Annotated in this window: 20 protein-coding genes; all 20 read left to right on the forward strand. The window is 37.5% G+C overall.

Annotation, left to right across the window (positions count from 1 at the left end; translation table 11 throughout):
* Nucleotides 1–7: 7 nt before the first annotated feature.
* The 20 genes from rplA (at nt 8) to M030_RS0122965 (ending at nt 23121) form a co-directional block, all read left to right on the forward strand.
* A complete protein-coding gene (gene rplA / locus M030_RS0122870) occupies nt 8–700 on the forward strand; it encodes a 50S ribosomal protein L1 (RefSeq protein WP_027375532.1) in 693 nt (230 codons plus the stop codon).
* Nucleotides 701–717: 17 nt separating this feature from the next.
* Nucleotides 718–1311 carry a 50S ribosomal protein L10 gene (gene rplJ, locus M030_RS0122875; protein WP_027375533.1) on the forward strand — a complete coding sequence of 198 codons (594 nt, stop codon included), beginning with the start codon at nt 718–720 and terminating at the stop codon, nt 1309–1311.
* Between the two features lie 46 nt (nt 1312–1357).
* Nucleotides 1358–1726 carry a 50S ribosomal protein L7/L12 gene (gene rplL / locus M030_RS0122880; RefSeq protein ID WP_027375534.1) on the forward strand — a complete coding sequence of 123 codons (369 nt, stop codon included), beginning with the start codon at nt 1358–1360 and terminating at the stop codon, nt 1724–1726.
* A gap of 305 nt (nt 1727–2031) precedes the next feature.
* Nucleotides 2032–2799: a hypothetical protein gene (locus tag M030_RS25140; protein ID WP_051585221.1), complete on the forward strand. Its 768-nt coding sequence runs from the start codon at nt 2032–2034 to the stop codon at nt 2797–2799.
* A gap of 63 nt (nt 2800–2862) precedes the next feature.
* Entirely contained in the window at nt 2863–3120 is a 258-nt protein-coding gene (locus tag M030_RS0122890) for a T9SS type A sorting domain-containing protein (RefSeq protein WP_027375535.1), read from the forward strand.
* Between the two features lie 445 nt (nt 3121–3565).
* Complete coding sequence (rpoB, locus tag M030_RS0122895; RefSeq protein ID WP_027375536.1) at nt 3566–7387, forward strand: DNA-directed RNA polymerase subunit beta; 3822 nt, start codon at nt 3566–3568, stop codon at nt 7385–7387.
* A 53-nt stretch (nt 7388–7440) separates the two neighbouring features.
* On the forward strand, nt 7441–8991 hold the full coding sequence (locus M030_RS0122900; RefSeq protein WP_027375537.1) for a hypothetical protein: 1551 nt from the start codon (nt 7441–7443) through the stop codon (nt 8989–8991).
* Nucleotides 8992–9115: 124 nt separating this feature from the next.
* Nucleotides 9116–13381: a DNA-directed RNA polymerase subunit beta' gene (gene rpoC, locus M030_RS0122905; protein WP_027375538.1), complete on the forward strand. Its 4266-nt coding sequence runs from the start codon at nt 9116–9118 to the stop codon at nt 13379–13381.
* An 87-nt stretch (nt 13382–13468) separates the two neighbouring features.
* Nucleotides 13469–13774, forward strand: a complete 306-nt coding sequence (locus M030_RS0122910; RefSeq protein ID WP_027375539.1) for a DUF3467 domain-containing protein — start codon at nt 13469–13471, stop codon at nt 13772–13774.
* A gap of 239 nt (nt 13775–14013) precedes the next feature.
* Complete coding sequence (locus tag M030_RS0122915) at nt 14014–14664, forward strand: Crp/Fnr family transcriptional regulator (protein ID WP_027375540.1); 651 nt, start codon at nt 14014–14016, stop codon at nt 14662–14664.
* Between the two features lie 132 nt (nt 14665–14796).
* Complete coding sequence (locus M030_RS0122920; protein ID WP_027375541.1) at nt 14797–15639, forward strand: DUF5777 family beta-barrel protein; 843 nt, start codon at nt 14797–14799, stop codon at nt 15637–15639.
* Between the two features lies 1 nt (nt 15640).
* On the forward strand, nt 15641–15988 hold the full coding sequence (locus M030_RS0122925) for a hypothetical protein (RefSeq protein WP_027375542.1): 348 nt from the start codon (nt 15641–15643) through the stop codon (nt 15986–15988).
* 11 nt (nt 15989–15999) lie between these two features.
* On the forward strand, nt 16000–16545 hold the full coding sequence (locus M030_RS0122930; RefSeq protein ID WP_027375543.1) for a YceI family protein: 546 nt from the start codon (nt 16000–16002) through the stop codon (nt 16543–16545).
* Nucleotides 16542–17066: an ankyrin repeat domain-containing protein gene (locus M030_RS0122935; protein ID WP_027375544.1), complete on the forward strand. Its 525-nt coding sequence runs from the start codon at nt 16542–16544 to the stop codon at nt 17064–17066. The genes M030_RS0122930 and M030_RS0122935 overlap by 4 nt, the downstream gene beginning before the upstream one ends.
* A 1-nt stretch (nt 17067) precedes the next feature.
* Nucleotides 17068–17817 (forward strand): T9SS type A sorting domain-containing protein, encoded by a 750-nt coding sequence (locus M030_RS0122940; protein WP_027375545.1) that lies wholly within the window; start codon nt 17068–17070, stop codon nt 17815–17817.
* A gap of 196 nt (nt 17818–18013) precedes the next feature.
* Complete coding sequence (locus M030_RS0122945; RefSeq protein ID WP_027375546.1) at nt 18014–19711, forward strand: hypothetical protein; 1698 nt, start codon at nt 18014–18016, stop codon at nt 19709–19711.
* Between the two features lie 139 nt (nt 19712–19850).
* A complete protein-coding gene (locus M030_RS0122950) occupies nt 19851–20450 on the forward strand; it encodes a GrpB family protein (RefSeq protein WP_027375547.1) in 600 nt (199 codons plus the stop codon).
* Between the two features lie 10 nt (nt 20451–20460).
* A complete protein-coding gene (locus tag M030_RS0122955) occupies nt 20461–20856 on the forward strand; it encodes a cytidine deaminase family protein (RefSeq protein ID WP_034722986.1) in 396 nt (131 codons plus the stop codon).
* 31 nt (nt 20857–20887) lie between these two features.
* Nucleotides 20888–21733, forward strand: coding sequence for a GNAT family N-acetyltransferase (locus tag M030_RS0122960; RefSeq protein WP_027375549.1), 846 nt, complete (start codon nt 20888–20890; stop codon nt 21731–21733).
* Nucleotides 21734–21840: 107 nt separating this feature from the next.
* Complete coding sequence (locus M030_RS0122965; RefSeq protein ID WP_027375550.1) at nt 21841–23121, forward strand: ectonucleotide pyrophosphatase/phosphodiesterase; 1281 nt, start codon at nt 21841–21843, stop codon at nt 23119–23121.
* Nucleotides 23122–23265: the final 144 nt, after the last annotated feature.

Genomic DNA, 23265 nt, shown 5'->3' on the forward strand with positions numbered 1-23265 from the left:
ATTAGAAATGGCAAAATTGACTAAAAAGCAAAAGGAAGCTTTAAGCAAAGTAGAAAAAGGAAGAATCTATAATCTTGAAGAAGGTTCAGCTCTTGTAAAAGAAGTGAACACTACAAAATTTGATGCTTCTGTAGATATCGCTGTAAGATTAGGTGTAGACCCAAGAAAAGCAAACCAAATGGTAAGAGGTGTAGTATCTCTTCCTCACGGTACTGGTAAAGATGTTAAAGTTTTGGCTTTAGTAACTCCAGATAAAGAAGCAGAAGCTAAAGCTGCTGGTGCTGACTATGTAGGTCTTGACGAATACTTGCAAAAAATCAAAGAAGGTTGGACAGATGTTGACGTTATCGTTACTATGCCGGCTGTAATGGGTAAATTAGGTCCATTAGGTAGAGTATTAGGTCCAAGAGGTTTAATGCCAAACCCTAAATCAGGTACTGTAACAATGGAAATTGGTAAAGCAGTAGCTGAAGTGAAAGCAGGTAAAATTGATTTCAAAGTTGATAAGTATGGGATCATCCATGCTGGTATCGGTAAAGTATCTTTCGATGCTGCCAAGATCAAAGAAAATGCTCAGGAGCTTATCCAGACATTGATCAAAATGAAACCAACTGCTGCTAAAGGAACTTATGTGAAGAGCATCTATTTGTCTTCTACTATGAGCCCAGGTATTGCAATTGATACTAAATCTGTTAACTAATATTTAATCCTAAGACAATGACAAAAGACCAAAAAGTTGTAGCAATACAAGAGATCAAAGACTTGCTTCAGGATGCAAAAGTAGTATACGTAGCAGATCTAGAAGGTTTGAACGCTGCTAAATCTTCAGATTTCAGAAGACAAGCTTTCAAACAAAATATCAAAGTAAAAGTTGTAAAAAATACACTTTTACAAAAAGCAATGGAGCAAATTGATGGAGTAGATTTCTCTGAAATGTTTGACACTTTCAAAGGAAACTCTGCTTTAATGATTGCTGATACAGCAAATGCTCCTGCAAAATTAATCAAAGATTTCAGAAAGAAAGAAGAGAAGCCGGCTTTAAAGTCTGCTTTTGTACAGGAAACTTTCTATGTTGGTGACAACAACCTTGATACCTTAGTAAGCATCAAGTCTAGAGAAGAAATGATCGGTGAAATCATCGGATTACTTCAGTCTCCAATCCAAAGAGTTGTTTCTGCTCTTCAAAACAAATCTGAAACTGTAGAAGCTCAGGCTGAAGAAGCTGCTCCTGCAGTAGAAGAAACTCCTGCTGCTGAAGCTCCTGAAGCTCCTGCTGCAGAAAGCACTGACGAAACGCCAGCTGCTGAATAATTACACTCAAAAAATTAAATAAATAATCAACAAAAACATTACAACAATGTCAGATTTAAAAAATTTAGCTGAAACGCTAGTAAACCTAACTGTAAAAGACGTAAACGAATTAGCTACTATCCTTAAGGATGAGTACGGAATTGAGCCGGCTGCTGCTGCTGTAGTTGTTGCTGCAGGTGGTGCAGGTGAAGCTGCTGAAGAAAAGACTGAATTCGACGTAATTCTTAAGTCTGCAGGTGCTTCTAAATTAGCTATCGTTAAATTAGTAAAAGATTTAACTGGTGCTGGTCTTAAAGAAGCTAAAGATATCGTAGACGGTGCTCCTGCTCCAATCAAGCAAGGTGTATCTAAAGACGAAGCTGAAGCTCTTAAGAAGCAATTAGAAGAAGCTGGTGCTGAAGTAGAATTGAAATAATTTCAATTATATTGATACATATAAGAGCCCGGGCCATTGGCCCGGGCTTTTTCGTAGTTGCAAATAGTGTAAATAATAGCTCTTATCAATATCTGGTATTCTTTTGTTAACTTCATTTATTATTTTTTTACTATTCTATTTTATTTACAAGCTAAAATTTCGTAAAAATGTTAATTTATAATAAAAAAGTATAAAATTATAAATTAAAATTGAATAATGTTAATTTAATGATAATATTTTATGTATTATTTTTATTATAAAATAAAATTTCTTTTTTTTGTTAAATTATATTTTAAAATTTGTTAATGATGAAAGAAAGATTATTATCAGTTATTTTTTTGGCTATTTCTGTTTTTTGTAATAGCCAGATAGGGATTAATACGGATTTGCCTTATTCTACTTTAGAAGTGATGGCAAAAAATTCTGTAGGAGCTTCTGCCGAGGTTGATGGTCTTTTGATTCCTAGAGTGGATCGACAAAGAGCGCAATCGATGATTGATATACCAGTGTCAACGCTAATCTATATTAATAATGTATCAACAGGTACACAGAACGGAACAACAATAAATGTTGATAATGAAGGATTTTATTATTTTAATGGTGTGACATGGCTTAAATTATTAGAGCATGCTCAGGGAATTCCAAGGCAAGTTTTAAGTGTCAATGTTTCCGGAAGTCAGAATATTGGAAATACTCCTGGCGGAGTTACTGCTGAATTCACCATAAAGAATATTGATATTTTTAATGGATGGGGAAACAATATCTATACTGTGCCTAATAATCAAAAAGGCATTTATGTAGTTAATGGACAGACGGCTAACTATCATGATGTAGGAGGTAGCCGCTGGTTTGTGATCTCAGATTTGCTTAAAAGTACTGATGATGGCAATAGCTGGACTACAATTATATCGAATACTAGCGCAAATAATGAATATGGTGATGTTGAAAATGGTAATACATTGTTTTGGACAGGGGAATTAAGCGGAGGTGACAAATTAAAAGTACGATTTAGATGCGATTCAAGTACTAGTAATATTGTTGCTCTAGGCGGGTTGTCTATTACTAAGCTTTAGCTTAATTGATATTGTAAATATAAAAGCTGGTGCTGAAGTAGAATTGAAATAATTTCAATTATATTGATACATACAAGAGCCCGGGCCAATGGCCTGGGCTTTCTTTTTATTTATAACCCTGTAAAAGCGGGAGAGCATCTAATGAGTACAACCAAGGAAGAAGGTGCTTATAGCTTGTTTTCAGCTGGTGGTCAACCGATCAGCAAAGGTAAACTGACAGGAAGACTTGGTATTGATACTTCTTCGTTACCAACAGGAGTATACATCATTAAGGTAGAAACTCAGTCAACGATTACATCTTATAAAGTGATTGTAAAATAGCTGTAAGGTAATTGGGTGTTTCAAGGGCTGTCCGTAAGTGGGCAGCCCTTTTTCTATAAAAGTCTCAAAATGAGATTATTTTATTTGCAATTGTGGATAACTTTTTGTATCTTTGCCCCTCTTTTGGCGCGAAAAATTGTTTGTAAATTTATAATATACTGAAAATCAACTCTTTCATTGTGTAAGCATGGAAGGGATTTACTGTTTATATATATTGCGGTAATTCTGCCTCAAAAGTAATAAAAATATTTTGCATTACGCTGTGAAAAGATATACCAGTGTTGCAGTTAGGAATCAGAATCTAAGAACAAAGAACAAAGAATAAAGACTATTTCTGATAGCGCCAAATATCTCAAGTCTTTTCTCTTTATTTCTTTTCTCTTTTTTCGCTTCCTGATATTTTTTAATGAATCAAAATATTTTTTAACCCTTTCTTAAAAGTTTTATGAGTAAAACAAAATCAACAACTCAAGGAAATCCGAGAATTAATTTCTCATCAGCGAAAGGAAAAATTATTACTCCTGACTTTTTGGACATCCAAATCGAGTCTTTTAGAGAATTTTTCCAGCTTGATACACTTCCTGAAGCCAGAAAGACAGAAGCTCTTTACAAGACTTTCCAGGAGAATTTCCCAATTACGGATTCAAGAAACCAATTCGTATTAGAATTCTTAGACTATCTGGTTGATTCTCCACGTTATTCAATCGATGAGTGTGTGGAAAGAGGACTTACTTATTCAGTTCCTCTAAAAGCAAGACTTAAACTGTACTGTACTGACCCGGAACATGAAGATTTCCAGACGGTGGTTCAGGATGTATATTTAGGTCCGGTTCCTTACATGACGCCAAGTGGATCTTTCATCATCAATGGTGCTGAGAGAGTTATTGTTACGCAGCTTCACCGTTCACCTGGTGTATTCTTCGGACAGACTTACCACGCCAACGGAACCAAACTGTACTATTCAAGAATTATCCCTTTCAAAGGATCTTGGATGGAATTTACAACCGATATCAACAGCGTTATGTACGCGTATATCGACCGTAAGAAAAAGTTACCATTAACAACTTTATTAAGAGCTATCGGTTACGAATCTGATAAGGATATCCTTCAGATCTTCGACCTTGCTGAAGAAGTGAAAGTTTCTAAAGCCGCACTTAAAAAGGTAGAAGGGAGAACTTTGGCTGCGAGAGTATTGAACACATGGTTCGAAGATTTCGTAGACGAAGATACAGGTGAAGTAGTTTCTATCGAAAGAAACGAGATCATCCTTGATAGAGAAACAATCCTTGAAAAAGAACATTTAGATCTTATCCTGGACGCTGGTGTGAAATCAATCCTGATCCACAAAGAAAACAGCAACGAATTCTCTATCATCCAGAATACATTACAAAAAGACCCTACTAACTCTGAAAAAGAAGCAGTAGAGTACATCTATCGTCAGTTAAGAAACGCAGATCCGCCAGATGAGGAAACTGCAAGAGGAATCATTGAAAAATTATTCTTCTCTGAGCAGAGATACTCTTTAGGTGAAGTTGGACGTTACAGACTAAACAAAAAATTAGGTCTTAATATCCCTACTACAACTGAAGTTCTTACAAAAGAAGATATCATTGCGATCGTAAGACACTTAATTGAGCTTGTAAACTCTAAAGCGGAGGTGGATGACATCGACCACTTATCAAACAGAAGAATTAAAACTGTTGGTGAGCAATTAGCAGGACAGTTCGGGGTAGGTCTTTCAAGAATTGCAAGAACAATCAAGGAGAGAATGAACGTTAGAGATAACGAAATCTTTACTCCACTTGATCTTGTTAATGCCAAGACTTTGACATCTGTAATCAACTCATTCTTTGGTACCAACCAGCTATCTCAGTTTATGGACCAGACCAACCCGCTATCAGAAATCACGCACAAGCGTAGACTTTCTGCACTAGGGCCTGGTGGTTTATCAAGAGAAAGAGCAGGTTTCGAGGTTCGTGACGTTCACCATACCCACTATGGAAGAATTTGTCCGATTGAAACTCCGGAAGGACCAAACATCGGTTTGATTTCATCGTTAGGTATCTATGCTAAGATCAACAGACTTGGTTTTATCGAAACTCCATATAGAAAAGTAGAAGAAGGTAAGATTAATCTTAATGCCGATCCTATTTATCTTAATGCTGAAGACGAAGAAGACAAAGTAATTGCTCAGGCAAACGTTGAGTTGAGCGATAACGGAGACTTCTTAACAGACAGAATTATTGCAAGACTGGATGGTGACTACCCGGTAGTTGAGCCAGCTCAGGTTAACCTTATCGACGTTGCACCAAACCAGATTTCTGGTATTTCCGCTTCATTAATTCCATTCCTGGAGCATGATGATGCGAACCGTGCATTGATGGGATCCAACATGATGCGTCAGGCCGTTCCTCTATTGAAGCCACAGGCTCCAATCGTTGGTACAGGGCTTGAGCAACAAGTTGCAAGAGATTCAAGAATCTTAATCAACGCTGAAGGTACAGGTACTGTAGAGTACGTAGATGCTGACAGAATTGTTATTAAGTACGAAAGAAGCGAAGACGAAGATTTAGTACAATTTGAGTCTGCTACTAAAACATACAACCTTACTAAGTTTAGAAAAACTAACCAGAGTACAACCATTACCCTAAGACCAAACGTAAGAGTAGGTGATGTAGTGGAAAAAGGACAGGTGCTTTGTGACGGTTATGCTACTGAAAAAGGAGAATTGGCTCTTGGTAGAAACTTAGTAGTAGCGTTCATGCCTTGGAAAGGATACAACTTCGAGGATGCCATCGTAATCAACGAAAAAGTTGTACGTGAAGACTGGTTTACTTCAATCCACGTGGATGAGTACTCTCTGGAAGTTCGTGATACTAAATTAGGTATGGAAGAACTTACCGCAGATATTCCAAACGTATCTGAAGAAGCTACCAAAGATCTTGACGAGAACGGTATGATCAGAATCGGTGCTGAAGTGAAGCCTGGAGATATCATGATTGGTAAAATTACTCCAAAAGGTGAATCTGACCCGACTCCTGAAGAAAAACTTCTTAGAGCAATCTTCGGTGATAAAGCTGGTGATGTAAAAGATGCATCATTAAAAGCAGATTCTTCATTAAGAGGAGTTGTTATCAACAAGAAATTGTTCTCAAGAAATATCAAAGACAAAAAGAAAAGAACTGAAGAAAAACTTAGACTTGAAGAAATTGAAAACACTTACAAGGCTAAATTTGATGAGTTAAGAAATACTTTAATTGAAAAATTAAACACCCTGGTAAGCGGTAAAACTTCCCAAGGGGTACAAAACGACCTTGACGAAGAAATTATCGGTAAAGGCGTGAAGTTCACTCACAAATTATTGACTTCAGTAGAAGATTATGTAAATGTTAGCGGTGCAGACTGGACAGTGGATGCTGACAAAAATGAATTGATCAAACAATTGATTCACAATTACAAAATCAAATATAACGACATCCAAGGAGTTAAAAACCGTGAGAAATTCGCTATTTCAATCGGAGATGAGCTTCCAGCCGGTATCATGAAGCTTGCTAAAGTTTACATCGCTAAGAAACGTAAACTGAACGTAGGAGATAAAATGGCAGGACGTCACGGTAACAAAGGTATCGTATCAAGAATCGTTCGTGAAGAAGATATGCCGTTCTTAGAAGATGGAACACCGGTAGATATCGTATTGAATCCACTAGGGGTACCTTCTCGTATGAACATCGGTCAGATCTACGAAACAGTTCTTGGATGGGCTGGTCAGAAACTGGGAATGAAGTTCGCTACACCGATCTTCGACGGAGCTAGCTTAGATCAGATCACTGAATACACAGAAAAAGCAGGTTTACCTAAATTCGGTCACACTTACCTTTATGATGGGGGTACCGGAGAAAGATTTACGCAGGCTGCAACAGTAGGTGTTATTTACATGCTGAAACTAGGACACATGGTTGATGACAAAATGCACGCACGTTCTATCGGTCCTTACTCATTGATTACTCAGCAGCCGTTAGGAGGTAAAGCTCAGTTCGGAGGTCAGAGATTCGGAGAGATGGAGGTTTGGGCACTTGAAGCATTCGGTGCATCAAATATCCTTAGAGAGATCTTAACAGTGAAGTCGGATGACGTTATTGGTAGAGCAAAAACTTATGAAGCAATTGCAAAAGGTGAATCTATGCCTGAACCAGGTATTCCGGAATCATTCAATGTATTACTTCACGAGTTGCAAGGTCTTGGATTAGACGTAAGATTGGAGGAATAAATTAAATCTTTTAATGAGAACAAACTTTAATTATAATCATTTTTGAAAGTATAATGTTTCAGAATTTAGGCAAAACAGAAAAATATGGATATTGGCTTTTCGCCATACCAGCCTTGTTTTTCTTGTTGAGTCCAGCTAAGTTTCCTGCTGATGACGGGTTCTTTTACCCTCAGATAGCTCACAATTTTGTGAATGGGGCAGGCTTTACATTCAATGACATTTATACTACAAATGGTTTTCATCCCTTGTGGATGTTAGTATGTATCATTGCAGATTTCATAATTGCAATTCCAAAACAGGAAATGATTTATGTGCTGTGGCTGATACAGGTAATATTGTTCTTTTTAAGTATAAAATATCTGCAGCCTTTGTTTAAAGACGGAGGGATTGGGAAAATAGCAGGAGTCGGATTTTTGGTGTTGGTCTTTTTCTCAGTCGGTACCCTGTATTTAACAGAGGCGCATCTTAATTTATTTTGCACGGCATTACTGCTCAACTTGCTTATAAAAGGCAGATCAGTAAACGGATGGCTTCTGGGACTGGCAACCAGTATGGTGTTTTTATCCCGGTTAGACAATGCTTTAGTCCTTGCTTTTTTAGGATTATACTGTTTATCCGGTGATACAAGGCCCAAAACAGGAGACCTGGTAAAAGCTGCAGGAGTATGTATTGCCCTTATGGGTGGATACTTACTGTATAATAAATTTGAATTTGGAAATATAGTTCCGATAAGCGGGAGAATAAAATCTAGTTTTCCCTATGCCGAAGGTTCTGTTTTTGGGAATCTTTGGGGAACCATCTTCCTAGCTTCAAATTTGGGATATGCATTATTGCTTTCCTTTACGAAGGTTGATTTTAGAAAATTAAAATTATACTTCGTTGCCGGGGCTATAGTACAGTTATTATATAACCTGTATTTTCAGTCACAGATAGGACAGTGGTATTTCGTCATGCAGATGTTGGCTGTAGCTCTAATGCTGAATGATATAGTAAATGTATTTTTACTGAAGTTGCGTATTAAGCAAGGTAAAATAGCAACAGGAGTTCTGTTGTTGGGAAGTACGGTCTTTTTGAGTTCAATTTCTTATGTAAAGGCTAATACCAATATAAGTTTAGGCTACAATGCAGCAGGAGGTAATGAAGAGATTGAAGAAGTCAGAAAAGATAAAGTACAAAGTATTGCAGAAGATCTGAAAAAAAATCTTCCCGCAGATTCAAGGATTTTTACCTACGATATGCCTGGGAAATTAGCATTTTATTCAGATCTGCAAATCATCCCTGCGGATGGTTTGGTGGCAGATAAAAGCTTTTTTGAGAAGATGGCATCGATGCCTTTTGAAAAGTTCCTGAAGGAAGAAAATATTGAATATGTTGTATTGCCATCAGGATTTCAGAAAAAAGGAACGATAACATTTATAGGAATTGAAGCTGTGCATAAAAATGATACTGTTTCTTATATAGCAAGAAGCAGCTTTCTGAAAAAGAATGTTAGCGCAATAGATTTAAAGGATTTTGATCTTGTTAAAACTTATGCCAACCCTCTTAAAGTATGGCAGCCGGATTATGACAATGTTATATTGCTACAACTTAAAAAAAGACAATAGACAACTAAAGTTTGATCTTTTGATGCTTGTTAAGTATTCAGACCGGGCAAAATGATTGACCCGTTTGAAACTAAGAAAAAATATTAAAATAAAAGATTTAGAAATAAAGAATAAAACATTTTTTATGTCAAATAAAAATAAAACAAGTAGATTTAATAAAATAACCATCGGTTTAGCTTCACCGGAGTCTATCTTACAGGACTCAAGAGGGGAGGTTTTAAAACCGGAAACTATTAACTACAGAACTCACAAGCCTGAAAGAGACGGGCTATTCTGTGAGAAAATCTTTGGTCCTGTAAAGGATTACGAATGTGCTTGTGGTAAATATAAGAGAATTCGTTATAAAGGTATCGTTTGCGACCGTTGTGGGGTAGAAGTTACTGAGAAAAAAGTAAGAAGAGAAAGAATCGGTCACATTGGATTGGTTGTTCCTATTGCTCACATCTGGTACTTCCGTTCGTTACCAAATAAAATAGGATACCTTTTAGGAATTCCTTCTAAGAAATTAGATATGATCATCTACTACGAAAGATATGTAGTGATCCAGCAAGGTATTGCTAAGAAATTAGACGGTTCCGATTTTGAAAATATGGAGTTCCTTACAGAAGAAGAGTACCTTGATATCATGGAAACCCTTCCTGTAGAAAACCAGTATCTTGATGATTCCGATCCAAACAAATTCATCGCCAGAATGGGTGCTGAAGCTGTAGAAGATCTGTTAAAAAGAATCGATCTTGATGCATTATCTTTCGACTTGAGACATAAAGCTCACAACGAAGGTTCTAAACAAAGAAGAACAGAAGCTCTTAAGAGACTGAACGTTGTAGAAGCATTGAGAGGTGCCAATACAAGAATGATCAACAGACCGGAGTGGATGATTATGCGTGTACTTCCTGTGATCCCACCAGAACTAAGACCATTGGTTCCATTGGATGGAGGACGTTTCGCGACTTCTGACTTAAATGACCTTTATAGAAGAGTTATCATCAGAAATAACCGTTTAAAGAGATTATTGGAGATTAAAGCTCCTGAAGTAATCTTAAGAAACGAGAAGCGTATGCTTCAGGAATCAGTAGATTCTTTATTCGATAACACAAGAAAATCTTCTGCTGTAAAATCTGAATCAAACAGACCATTGAAATCACTTTCTGATTCATTGAAAGGTAAGCAAGGTCGTTTCCGTCAGAACTTACTAGGGAAAAGGGTAGATTACTCTGCGCGTTCCGTAATTGTTGTAGGTCCAAACCTACAGCTTCACGAATGTGGTATTCCTAAAGATATGGCAGCTGAACTTTACAAACCGTTCATCATTAGAAAACTAATCGAAAGAGGTATTGTAAAAACAGTAAAATCTGCAAAGAGAATTATCGATAGAAAAGAGCCGGTAGTGTACGATATCCTTGAAAACGTGATGAAAGGTCACCCTGTACTGTTGAACAGAGCACCTACCCTTCACAGACTGGGTATCCAGGCTTTCCAACCTAAGATGATCGAAGGTAAGGCAATCCAGCTACACCCGTTAGTAACTACAGCATTCAACGCCGATTTCGATGGTGACCAGATGGCGGTACACTTACCGTTAGGACCAGAAGCGATCCTTGAAGCTCAGTTATTGATGTTAGGTTCTCAAAACATTTTGAACCCTGCCAACGGTTCTCCGATTACGGTACCATCTCAGGACATGGTTCTTGGTCTTTATTTCATGACTAAAGAATTAAGCTCTACCGAGACAATGAAAGTAAAAGGAGAAGGTCTTGCATTCTATTCTCCGGAAGAAGCAGAAATCGCTTACGCTGAAGGTAGAGTATCATTAAATGCTAAAGTAAGATGTAGACTACCAGTTAAAGAAAACGGAGAAATCGTAACAAAACTGATCGAAACTTCTGTTGGTAGAATCTTATTCAACCAGATCGTACCTAAGCAGGTAGGATATATCAATGAACTTCTTACCAAGAAATCATTGAGAAACGTTATTGGTAAGATCCTTGCTGATACTGATTTCCCTACTACTGTGAAGTTCCTTGATGCAATGAAAGACCTGGGGTATTCAAACGCATTCAAAGGAGGTCTTTCTTTCTCACTTGGGGATATTGTAGTTCCTGTTGAGAAAAAGCAGATGATCGCAAGTTCAATTGAAACTGTAGACGAAATTAGAGCCAACTATAACATGGGTCTTATTACCGATACAGAACGTTATAACCAGGTAATCGACGTTTGGACAAATACCAACGCAGGATTAACTGAAATGATCATGAGCAGAATGAAAACTGATCAAGGTGGTTTCAACTCTGTATACATGATGCTTGACTCTGGAGCGAGGGGTTCTAAAGAACAGATCCGTCAGTTATCAGGGATGAGAGGTTTGATGGCAAAACCGCAAAAAGCCGGTTCTACCGGAGCGGAGATCATCGAAAACCCGATCCTTGCCAACTTTAAAGAAGGTCTTTCGATTCTAGAATACTTTATCTCTACCCACGGTGCACGTAAAGGTCTTGCGGATACCGCTCTTAAGACTGCCGATGCAGGTTACTTAACGAGAAGATTGGTAGACGTTGCACAGGACGTTATCGTTACAGAAGACGACTGTGGAACTTTAAGAGGTACAGAAGTTACTGCACTTAAGAAAAATGATGAGATCGTTGAAAGAATCTCTGAAAGAATCTTAGGTAGAGTATCTCTTCACAATATCTATGACCCTGAAACTGACGAGCTGATTGCTCATGCAGATCAGGTGATCATCGAAGAATTAGCAAAGAAAATTGAAGAAGCAGGTTTAGAAGCGGTGGAAGTACGTTCTCCGTTAACTTGTGAAGCTAAGAAAGGTATCTGTGCGAAATGTTACGGTAGAAACCTGGCAACAGGTAAAGTAATCCATATGGGTGAAGCGGTAGGTGTAATTGCAGCACAATCAATTGGGGAACCTGGTACTCAGCTTACGTTGAGAACCTTCCACCAAGGGGGTACTGCAGGAAACGTATCAGAAAACCCATCCATCGTTGCAAGAAGAGATGGTATCGTTGAAATGGATGAAGTAAGAACAATTACTTCGGAAGATGAAAACGGTAATACTGCTGAAGTTGTAGTGTCTCGTTCAACAGAATTCAGATTAGTTGCTGATAATGAGTTCAGAACTCCATTAATGGTAGCTAACGTACCTTATGGATCTATATTATCTGTAAAACCAGGTGATAAAGTGAAAAAAGGTGATACAATCTGTAGATGGGATCCGTATAACGCCGTAATTATTGCTGAAACTTCTGGTAAGGTAGAATACGAGGATATCATCCAGGGTATTTCATTCCAACTTGAAATTGACGAACAAACAGGATTCGAAGAGAAAGTAATCTCTGAATCTAGAAATAAGAAAGCCGTACCTACCCTGAAGGTGGTAGACTCTAAAGGAGTTGAGCAAAAAGCTTACAACTTACCGGTAGGAGCCCACTTAATGGTAAACGATGGTGAGAAAATTAAGGCTGGTAAAGTCTTGATCAAGATCCCGAGAAAATCTGCAAAAGCAGGGGATATCACCGGAGGTCTTCCGAGAGTTACCGAATTATTCGAAGCAAGAAACCCTTCAAACCCAGCGGTTGTTACTGAAATCGACGGGGTAGTTTCTTACGGAAAAATTAAGAGAGGTAACCGTGAACTTATTGTTGAGGCTAAAACAGGTGAAAGAAAAATTTACTTAGTAAAACTTTCCAACCAGATCTTGGTTCAGGAGAATGACTTCGTAAGAGCAGGTTCTCCGCTTTCTGACGGTTCTATTACACCGGAAGATATCTTAAGAATTAAAGGTCCAACAGCCGTTCAGGAATACTTAGTAAATGAAATTCAGGAAGTTTACCGTCTGCAAGGGGTAAAAATCGACGATAAGCACTTCGAAATCATTGTAAGACAGATGATGACTAAAGTTTCTATCGTGGACGGAGGTGATACTCAATTCCTTGAAGGTGCTCTTGAACATAAATATGACTTCCTTGAAGAAAACAACAGAGTATTCGGTCTTAAAGTAGTAGTAGATGCTGGTGATTCCAAAGAATTCAGACCAGGTCAGATGATTACTGCAAGAGAATTAAGAGACGAAAACTCTAAGTTGAGACGTGAAGATCAGGCTTTAGTTGAAGTAAGAGACGCTTTACCTGCTACAGCAACACCTGTATTGCAAGGTATTACAAGAGCAGCTCTTCAGACGAAGTCATTCATGTCTGCAGCATCGTTCCAGGAAACAACTAAAGTTCTTAACGAAGCAGCAGTGGCTGGTAAAGTTGACTCTCTTGGTGGTCTTAAAGAAAACGTAATTGTAGGTCACAGAATTCCTGCAGGTACAGGTCTTAAAGAGTACCAGAATGTTATCGTAGGTTCTAAGAAAGAATTCGAAGACCTTAACTAAAATTAATGATTTGAAATTTGGGATGTGAAATTATTTTTATATTTTCACAATCTCAAATTTCGAATTTTAAAAACATAATTTATAACAATGGACAACAATCAAAATCCACAAGACGGAAACATCAACATCGAATTAAACGAAATGGTAGCTGCTGGTATCTATGCTAACCTTGCTTTAGTAAACCACTCTCCATCTGAGTTTGTAGTAGACTTTATTCAGTTGATGCCAGGTGTTCAGCAGGCTAAAGTAAGATCAAGAGTTATTCTTGCTCCACTTCACGCAAAAAGAGTATTAAGCGCTCTTCAGCAGAACATCGCTAATTACGAGCAGCAGTTCGGAGAAATTAAAGAAGTTGAGCCTTTCGTATTAGGTGGAAACAACGTACAAGCGTAAGATTTCTTTTACAATACAATAAAATGCCCCGGTTTTTACCGGGGCATTTTTTATTCAGATTTTCCATTTCAATTGTAATGACCTTTTTAAAATATTTATTTTTATATTTTTTTAATAATTAGTCATTTTTTTTTGTATTTAAGATACTTGTATTAAATATTTTTAATTAAATTAAAAAATATGATAGAGATATATCAATTTTATATCTTTGTTTTTAGAAAAAGTAGAAAATAGAAAATATGTTGAATAATAAATTTGTTGTCAATAAATTTGGCTTTTTAGGTCCTGACTTCTTACCAGAACTGGAGAAACATGCCGTGATGATTGATATAAAGGCAAAGACAGAAATTATAAGAGAAGGACAAAAAAATAAGTATGTACCCTTTCTCACCAAAGGCTCTATTAAAGTTTTTACCCTGAATGACGGACGGGAACTCGTATACTATTTCATTAAAACCAATGACAGTTGTCTGATGACCTTCTCCTCCATATTTACAGACTATATAAGCAGGGTATATGCTATTGCTGAAGAAGATTCCGAAGCCTTACTGATTCCCGTTTCCGTAATGCATGACTGGTTGATCAGGTTCCCTGAAATCAATAAACTATTCTACAGGGAATACGACAGACGTTTTTCTGAAGTAATGAATATGGTGAATGATGCTGTTTTCCACAGATTGGATAAAAGAGTCCTGAATTATATTAAACAACAGATAATAACTACAGGAAACAATCCCATTAAAATTACCCATCGCGAAATTGCCAACAGCCTCGGGACTTCCAGAGAAGTGGTAAGCAGAGTTTTGAAAAAAATTGAAAATGAGGGAGAAATTTTTCAAACTAAAGAAGGCTTAAAACTGCCTGTAAATGAAAATGTTAGATTGATCTAATTTATATTGTTTTAAAAGTTTTTCTTTTACGATTGATAAAAACGATTCCCTTGGTGACTTTTATCACATATTTTTGAATTGATAACTTGATAAGTTTGTTATATCATAATTTAAATTTAATTCAAATTGTATATGACAAGAGCTTTCTTATTTTTGTCAGTATTTTTATCAGGTTTTACCTGTGCACAGGAAGATCTGCTGAAAGATATTGATACCATTAGTACCACTACCGATACTTCTCAACCCGCCTTTAAAGCGTTACAGATCGTTACCGGACAATCTACGAAACTAGCCGCAAAAAAAGAATGGTATATCGTAGTAGCACACCGTTTCGGTGACATAAGTACAGGGTTTAAAAATTTCTTCGGGCTGGATAATGCCTCTACAAAATTAGGCGTTATCTATGGTATCAGCGATGCCGTATCCGTAAGTTTATCCCGGGAAACCAATATGAAAACTTTTGAAGGGGCTGTAAAATACAGGCTGATAAAGCAAAATGAAAACTTCCCTGTGGATATTGTCGGATACAACGTAATAGGTACCAATACAGAACTCGACAAGGATACCTATCCCCATCTTACATTCAGTGACAGACTTTCTTATCTTACACAGGCTTTGATTTCCCGTAGATTTAATGATAAGCTTTCAGTACAGCTCACGCCGTCATATATTCACAAAAATCTTTACAATCAGAATATTGAAGACAAAAATCAATTTCTGGCAGGACTTGGCGGACGTTATAAAATATCAAAAAGAGTTTCTGTTAATGCAGAATATTTTGTGAATTTCGATAATCACAGTTTCTATAAAAACCCACTATCATTAGGATTGGATATAGAGACCGGGGGACATGTTTTCCAGCTTTTATTTACCAATTCCCAGATCAATTCAGACATTGGATATCTGACCAATGCATCCGGCAACTGGGGAAAGGGACATATTTTCTTTGGGTTTAATCTTTACAGAGTTTTTTAATATGAAAAAGTTAGTATACCTATTGATTATATCGTCAACAATGACCATAGTCGCTTGCGAAAGCAGAACCTATGAAGAGATTTCAGACAATACTCCTATAACAGTCCCGGTCAATTATACAGCCGATGTAAAACCGATTATGGATAACAGCTGTATGGGGTGTCATGGTGCAGGTGCTTTTAAACCTTTTGCCACTTACGACCAGGTGAAAAATAATATAGACGGCATCCTTGACCGCATCCAAAGACCGAACGGAGATCCGCTGAAAATGCCCAAAGGAGGCTCGCTATCTGCCACACAAATCAATATTTTCATCAAATGGAAAGCGGATGGATTAACTGAAAATTAAAAATATTTGATATGAAAAAATTAATATTACTCAGCGTTTCACTGCTTTTTGCCAGCTACGCTTCAGCTCAAAAATACAGTTCTAAAACCGGTAAAGTGACATTTGAAGCTTCCGTACCTTTATTTGATGATATTCATGCACAGGATGATAATAATCTCGTAGTATTTAATGCGGATAACGGAGAGATGGCAAGTGTTTCCGTGGTTAAAAACTTTCATTTTAAAACCAAGCTGATGGAAGAACATTTTAATGAAAGTTATGCTGAAACAGCGAAATATCCGAAAACCACGTTCAAAGGTAAAATAGCCGGCTTTGACAAAACAAAACTTACCGCCACCCCACAGAAATATACCGTCCAGGGAACTCTTAATTTTCATGGGGTTGACAAAGCGGTTACTTCCCCGGCAACTCTATATTTGAAAGACAATAAAATATATATGCAGGGAGGTTTTACTGCCAAGCCGGCAGATTATAAAGTCACAATCCCCAAAATGGTGACCAAAAAGATCGCTGAAACGGTCAACGTTGAATATAATTATGTCATGGTAAAACAATGAAAAATTTAATCTTATTCTTAGCCTTACTCCTGGGCTCATTTTTATTTTCTCAGGAAAAAGCAAAATCAATATTTGATATTGCCAGAAGCGGAACTGTAGCAGAAGTAAAAGAAGTCATGAAACAGGATCCGGAGATCATCAATAAACTTAACGAAAATGGATTCTCACCCCTCATTTTGGCTTGTTACAGAGGAAATACGGAAGTTGCGAAGTTTCTGATCGATCATGTAAAAGATGTGAATTACAAAAGTAAAGAAGGAACAGCATTGGCCGGCCTTTCCGTAAAATACAATAAAGAGCTGGTAGAATCTTTACTGAAAAAGAATGCTGACCCGAATATTCCCGATGAAACAGGATACACTCCTTTATTCTGGGCCGTAAAGTTCGGAAATAAAGAACTGGTACAACTACTGCTAGACTACAATGCTGATAAATCTAAAAAAGATTCAATGGGAATGACCCCTTTTGAATATGCATTGCAGACCAATAACAAAGAAATCATTAACCTCTTAAAAAATTGATATGAAAAAAACTTTACTAACATTCAGTATAGCCTTTGCCAACCTGGCGTGGGCTCAGTTTTCATCAGGTACGGTAAATTTACCTGTCACTTCGATGACCGTAAAATTAGATACAACTCCGACCGGAGTAACGATGACTGTAACAGGTGACAGCAATTCTATGTTGGGACTCGGATTTGGAAGTACAGGCATGGCTGCCGGTGCAGACGGATTTATTTATAATTCATCTGCCAATAGAGATTATTCTTTCAGCGGAGTTCCTAACACACCGACAGCTGATACATCGCAAGACTGGACTGAAACCTCCAATACTGTATCAGGGTCTACACGAACTATTGTAGCTACAAGATCATTGTCAGGAGGGGCAGGCGATTTTGCCATTCCAAATGCTCCCGGAACGATTAATATTTTTTATTCCCGCAAAGGCAGTGGAACTGCATTGGGATATCATGATGCAGGAAGAGGGTATGCGACGTTAACAATGACCGCAAGTACTTTATCTACCAATGAAATTGCCGCGGCAAATAAAAAAACAGGACTATATCCGAATCCAGCCAGGCAGACTGTATATTTTAAAAATTATGATAAGATAAAAACTGTCGACATCTATGAAGCGTCCGGAAGAAAGTTGAAATCTGCAGACTTAAGTAATGCAGGCATCAATGTCGAAGATCTTCAGCCAGGAAATTATTATTTTGAAATTAAGCTTAAAGATGGAAGTACATCGTATGAAAAGCTGATCAAGGAATAGCCATAAACATCTGTAAAAATAGTAATCGATACCTCTGATTTTTCAGAGGTATTTGATTTTTATTATCTATAAATTGATAGGTTATTAGTGGAAATTTTACAGAATTAATAATTATTTATTGAAAATTATATTTTTTCTCTCAATTTTTATTTTATATTTACGACATCAAAAAACAAACAAAAACTAATAATCAACGATGAAAACAACTACCACGTTTAAACTTGGGCAGATCCTGCTATTTGCATTCGGAGCTTTACTCCTTTCTTTTCAACACTCCTGTAAAGATGATTTTATTGAAAGCCAGAACGACAAGGCTGAAGCAAAAAGCCTTAATAATGCTTATGCCCGCTCTTTTTCCGGAGATTCAATCGTTTTGGAAAATCCTTATTCCTTAGAGTCTATGAAGATAGCTCTGGAAAAAGTAAGAGAACAGAATCCAAATGAAATCGGAGGATTTGAAGTACATCCATCACACCTTTATCTTAAATTCACCCCTCAGAATGAAGACGAAGTAGGCCTGTTGAAACAGGATTCTACCACTCATTATTTTGATTACAGATTAGATGCTGAATATAGAGAAGGATTTCTTGAAAACAGAGCTCCCGATGCAGATTCTATCCCTGTATATTACACTGCAGTTCCTGTAGGAAAACCACTTCCTGCAGTGCGACATGAAGTAATCAGCGAACTATATATTCCTGAGCAGGATCCTTATTTTGCCGATATCGAAGATATAGAACGTTATGAAGTAAACGGGAAAGTTGCAAATAAAACTGACTTGTTTCATAATCTGCTGTACACTGCTTATGAGCTTACCGGAAATGAAAATGACCTGCTGGTCGACGGTTCTACCCCGCAAGCCAAGTGGATCTTTGGAAAAAAATGGTATCCAAGCGGTAGAATTATGGTGAAAGATGATATTTTAGATGTGGTACCGGTAACCGGAGCTCAGGTATTGATGCGACAATGGTTTACCGTTGCCCAGGGAATTACAGACGGAAACGGGAACTTTTCAACGTCATCTGTACGCGGAAAGGCAAAATACGTCATCCAATGGGAAAGATATAATTATAGTGTAAGAAACGGATCTATTTTCCAGGCTGAAATGAAAGGACCCAATGTTAAACAACAAGCGTGGTATCCTGTCATTGACGGAGGTGAAGATGAGTATCATGCTCTGATACATCAGGCGGCACACGACTTTTATTACGGAAATAGATTTGGATTAACTTCTCCACCGCAGAATAACCATATTTACAATTTTGGCAGACAGAGCCAGATAAAAATTGCTGCTCGTAAAACAGCGCCTTGGGGAGTGCCATCTTCTTATTCTCATATAAGGAGTGAGCTCACATTTGGTCTTTCGGCTCAGGTGCATATTAAGGCATATGGAAGATTATCTGATATGGTGTACGGAACAACGATTCATGAACTAAGCCACGCGTTGCATTCCATTATAGACAGATCAGCTTATAATGACATCTGTCAGGATGCATTTCTGTCTTTTAATTCAGCAGTTAAAAACAGAAACCGCAGATTGCTGGAAAGCTGGCCGACTACAGTGGAAACTTTGATGACTTTAGAGCGATATAAAAAAATCAGAGGCTATGCAGTGTACAGATCCACAGGATCCAATAATTTCCAGAACCGGACCATCAGTGCTGAAAACCATTACACCTCAGGTGGGTATGATATGATTGACGCGCAGAACCAAAGCATAATGTATGGCGTGGGATATCCTGTAGACAGGGTTACCGGATATACGGCTCCACAGCTGGAGCAGGCACTTAAAGGATCCAGAAACTGGTACCAGTGGAGAGATAAAATAAAAAACAGCTATTCTAATCCTACCAAAATATATCTGGACGAACTCTTTAGTAACTGGCCGGATTAAAATAAAAATATAATACTTTAAATTAATACCTCTGATTTTTCAGAGGTATTTTCGTTTTATCTGTAGTTTAAAAAATTGAATCACTTATCCATAAGGGTTTTGGACGAATTTTTATATATTTGTGTACAAACGGATACCTATGAAAGTGACTTTTGAACAATACAATCCTTCCTGGAAAGATCAGTTTGCATCGATTAAAACTGAATTAGAAAAAAGTATAGGTTTTTTGCATCCGCAAATCGAACATATAGGAAGTACATCCGTAGAAGGTTTATCTGCCAAACCGGTAATAGATATCATGATTGGAGTGAAAAATGAACAGGAACTCGATCAGATTCCACCGCTGTTACAAGGTCTGGACTATGTATACTATGAAAAGTATAATGAAGATATGCCTTACCGTCGCTTCTTTATTAAACTTATAGACCGACCTCATAAACTTGGTTTCCCCGAAATTATTCGTACGGATGACGAGATTCCGGAAAAGTTGCACAATCACAAACTTCGCATTGCCCATATTCATGCAATACCTGTTTCTTCAGAACATTGGCTTCGGCATATCGCATTCCGGGACTATTTACGTGCTCATCCTGAAGTAAAGAAGGAATATCAACAATTGAAAGAACATCTGAGTCAAAAAGAATGGCATGACGGGAATGATTATAATGACGGAAAAGATCCGTTTATTAAAAGGGAAGAACGTAAAGCTGTTCAATGGTATTTAGCACATCAGAAATAAAAAAATAACCATGAGAATTGATTTAAAAGAAATCGCTGCCCAATTTGCAAAATCCCGTGTACTCAATGATTTTATAGAATATGGAGGAGTAGCTGCTGCAATTGAAACGGTAGCCGGAAATATATATACAGGAATCAGTATTGATACAGCCTGTTCTATGGGGTTTTGTGCCGAGCATAGTGCTGTTGCGGAAATGTTGAAAAATGGCGAAAGGTATATTAAGGCGGCCGTGGCAGTAGGAAGTGATGGAAATGCCGTACCGCCATGCGGACGTTGTCGCGAATTGATGAGCCAGCTATCTAAGGAAAATCTCAATGCAATTATAGAAGTGAAAAACGGCGTATTTGTCACTTTAAAAGAACTCATGCCTTTTGACTGGAAAGAAGATCTTGACAGAGAATGGTAATTTTTTAATCTTATTATGTAAATAAATATCTATGGAATTCAATACTTTAAGCCATACTGCTATAGACGAGCTTTTAGAAGTTTTCAATTATTCTTTCTCTGATTATGTTGTTCCTTTTCACTTAACAAAAGAGGTGCTGATCTCGAAAATTGCAGCCGAAAAATTAGATATGAGCCTGTCAGTCGGAGCATTTGAAAACGGAAAACTGGTAAGCTTTATTCTTCAGTCTGAAAAAGTGGAAAATGATAAAAAGATTATTTACAACGGCGGAACGGGAGTAATACCAGAAAGCAGAGGGAAGGGACTGGTGAGAAAAATGTACGATTTTATTATACCGGTCTTAAAAGAAAGAAATGCCGATACATTACTGCTGGAGGTTATTGAAGGAAATAAAAATGCAATAAGAGCATATGAAAATCTTGGATTTAACATTGTTCGCAGGTTGCTTTGTTTTAATGGAAATATCCAACAAAGAAATGATACGGCTGAGGTCTCTGTTCAGGATATGAAAGAATTTCCCTGGAAGTTGATGCAGTCTTTCTGGGATATTGAACCTTCATGGCAAGGATCTGTTTTCGTCTTAGAACCAATGCCTGAAAACTATGTAACTTTAGGTGCTTACCACGGGGATACCTTAGTTGGCTATATCATTTATGGTCCAGCATCAAAAAAAGTATATCAGTTTGCAGTAGATAAAAACTATAGAAATCAGGGAATCGGTACTGCGCTTTTTAATGCGATCAGAGAGAGAAATAACGGACAGACTATAGCATTGAATAACGTAGATGATTCCTCAGAAAATACAAGTGTATTTCTTAGCCAAAAAATGGGGCTTACCAATTGGCTGTCACAATTTGAAATGAAAAAAAATATTTAGAAAGGAATTATTTGATTAAAAGAAATAACAGGTTTTTAATATACTTTTAACCTTATAAACTTTTCAGGCAGCAATAGAGAATGTAACTTTGCCGAAATTTTTAAACAATGAAGCGAGGATTACATTTTTTACTGCTGTTGCTTTCCTTTACGGTTTTTGCCCAGCAACCTGTTATTGATACGGCCCAGGTAGTTGTTCCGGGAAGGCATAACAGTTTAGAAGCTCAGTCGAAGCCCTACGTGATCATGATCTCCACCGACGGTTTTCGATATGATTATGCTAAAAAGTACAATGCTGAGCATCTGTTGAAGCTATCCGGAAACGGAGTGCAGGCAAAAGCGATGATTCCGAGCTACCCGAGTATCACATTTCCTAATCACTGGAGCCTGATTACAGGGCTTTATCCTTCTCATCATGGTTTGATAGATAATTTTTTCTATGACTACAAGAAAAACGAAGCCTATGCCATGAGTAATAAAAAGAATGCTGAAGACGGAAGCTGGTATGGTGGCATTCCGCTATGGGGATTGGCAGAAAAACAGGGGATGGTCTCCGCTTCTTTAATGTGGGTAGGTTCTGCCAGTGATGCGGGAGGAATAAGACCGTCTTATTACTATCCGTACCATGAAAAATTTACCCCATCTGAAAAAGTAGAAAAAGTAGTTAACTGGCTGAAACTTCCCGAAGACAAAAGGCCGCACTTTATTTCACTTTATTTCCCTGAAGTAGATGGAAGCGGACATCATTTTGGCCCTGATAGCAAGGAAACGGAAACTGCCGTTCATCTGATTGATAACGCTATCGGAGATTTGGTTCAGAAAGTAAGTGACCTGGGATTGAAAAATGTCAATTTTGTTTTTGTTTCCGATCATGGAATGATAAAAGTAGATGGCGGCGCACCTTTAGAAATTCCTGCTCTTCTTTTAGATAAAAACAGATTCGATTTTTATAATTCTCAGACTTTACTGAGAGTATTTGTCAAAAATCCTGATGAGGTAAAATCTGTTTATAAAGAACTAAAAGCTCATAAAACAGATGATTATGAAGTGTATCTGGATAAGAGACTTCCGAAATATCTTCATTTTGCAACCAGAGATGACCAATACAACAGAATAGGACAGATTCTTTTACTTCCTAAAGCTCCCAAGATATTTTTAGAAAAAGGAAAAAAGTCTTCTGTAGGGAAACATGGATATAATCCGAGAGTCGTTCCTGAAATGAAAGCTACATTCTATGCTTGGGGACCTGAATTCAAGAATCATATAGCGATTGGCGAGTTTAACAATATTAATGTTTATCCTATGGTAGCTGAGGTTTTGGGATTAAAAATTGATCAGCCTATCGACGGAAAGCAAAAGGTTTTACGGGGAATTCTTAAGGAAAAATAATCACAGTTGAAGCTAAAGCTAAAATTGATATTCAAAACGGATTTCGGCGCACCTTTGGTGCGCCGAAATCCGTTTAAAAGATAAAGAATCTTGAGATTTGTTGAAAAAATACCACTTTCAAACGATCATCTGCCTCCAGCTTCC

Source organism: Chryseobacterium sp. UNC8MFCol (assembly GCF_000482305.1).
Classification (GTDB): Bacteria; Bacteroidota; Bacteroidia; order Flavobacteriales; family Weeksellaceae; genus Chryseobacterium; species Chryseobacterium indologenes.

Bases quoted from the DNA above. Each gene is read 5' to 3' on its own strand.
- rplA (WP_027375532.1), top strand. From the start codon at position 8: ATGGCAAAATTGACTAAAAAGCAAAAGGAAGCTTTAAGCAAAGTAGAA.
- rplJ (WP_027375533.1), top strand. From the start codon at position 718: ATGACAAAAGACCAAAAAGTTGTAGCAATACAAGAGATCAAAGACTTG.
- rplL (WP_027375534.1), top strand. From the start codon at position 1,358: ATGTCAGATTTAAAAAATTTAGCTGAAACGCTAGTAAACCTAACTGTA.
- M030_RS25140 (WP_051585221.1), top strand. From the start codon at position 2,032: ATGATGAAAGAAAGATTATTATCAGTTATTTTTTTGGCTATTTCTGTT.
- rpoB (WP_027375536.1), top strand. From the start codon at position 3,566: ATGAGTAAAACAAAATCAACAACTCAAGGAAATCCGAGAATTAATTTC.
- M030_RS0122900 (WP_027375537.1), top strand. From the start codon at position 7,441: ATGTTTCAGAATTTAGGCAAAACAGAAAAATATGGATATTGGCTTTTC.
- rpoC (WP_027375538.1), top strand. From the start codon at position 9,116: ATGTCAAATAAAAATAAAACAAGTAGATTTAATAAAATAACCATCGGT.
- M030_RS0122910 (WP_027375539.1), top strand. From the start codon at position 13,469: ATGGACAACAATCAAAATCCACAAGACGGAAACATCAACATCGAATTA.
- M030_RS0122915 (WP_027375540.1), top strand. From the start codon at position 14,014: ATGTTGAATAATAAATTTGTTGTCAATAAATTTGGCTTTTTAGGTCCT.
- M030_RS0122920 (WP_027375541.1), top strand. From the start codon at position 14,797: ATGACAAGAGCTTTCTTATTTTTGTCAGTATTTTTATCAGGTTTTACC.
- M030_RS0122925 (WP_027375542.1), top strand. From the start codon at position 15,641: ATGAAAAAGTTAGTATACCTATTGATTATATCGTCAACAATGACCATA.
- M030_RS0122930 (WP_027375543.1), top strand. From the start codon at position 16,000: ATGAAAAAATTAATATTACTCAGCGTTTCACTGCTTTTTGCCAGCTAC.
- M030_RS0122935 (WP_027375544.1), top strand. From the start codon at position 16,542: ATGAAAAATTTAATCTTATTCTTAGCCTTACTCCTGGGCTCATTTTTA.
- M030_RS0122940 (WP_027375545.1), top strand. From the start codon at position 17,068: ATGAAAAAAACTTTACTAACATTCAGTATAGCCTTTGCCAACCTGGCG.
- M030_RS0122945 (WP_027375546.1), top strand. From the start codon at position 18,014: ATGAAAACAACTACCACGTTTAAACTTGGGCAGATCCTGCTATTTGCA.
- M030_RS0122950 (WP_027375547.1), top strand. From the start codon at position 19,851: ATGAAAGTGACTTTTGAACAATACAATCCTTCCTGGAAAGATCAGTTT.
- M030_RS0122955 (WP_034722986.1), top strand. From the start codon at position 20,461: ATGAGAATTGATTTAAAAGAAATCGCTGCCCAATTTGCAAAATCCCGT.
- M030_RS0122960 (WP_027375549.1), top strand. From the start codon at position 20,888: ATGGAATTCAATACTTTAAGCCATACTGCTATAGACGAGCTTTTAGAA.
- M030_RS0122965 (WP_027375550.1), top strand. From the start codon at position 21,841: ATGAAGCGAGGATTACATTTTTTACTGCTGTTGCTTTCCTTTACGGTT.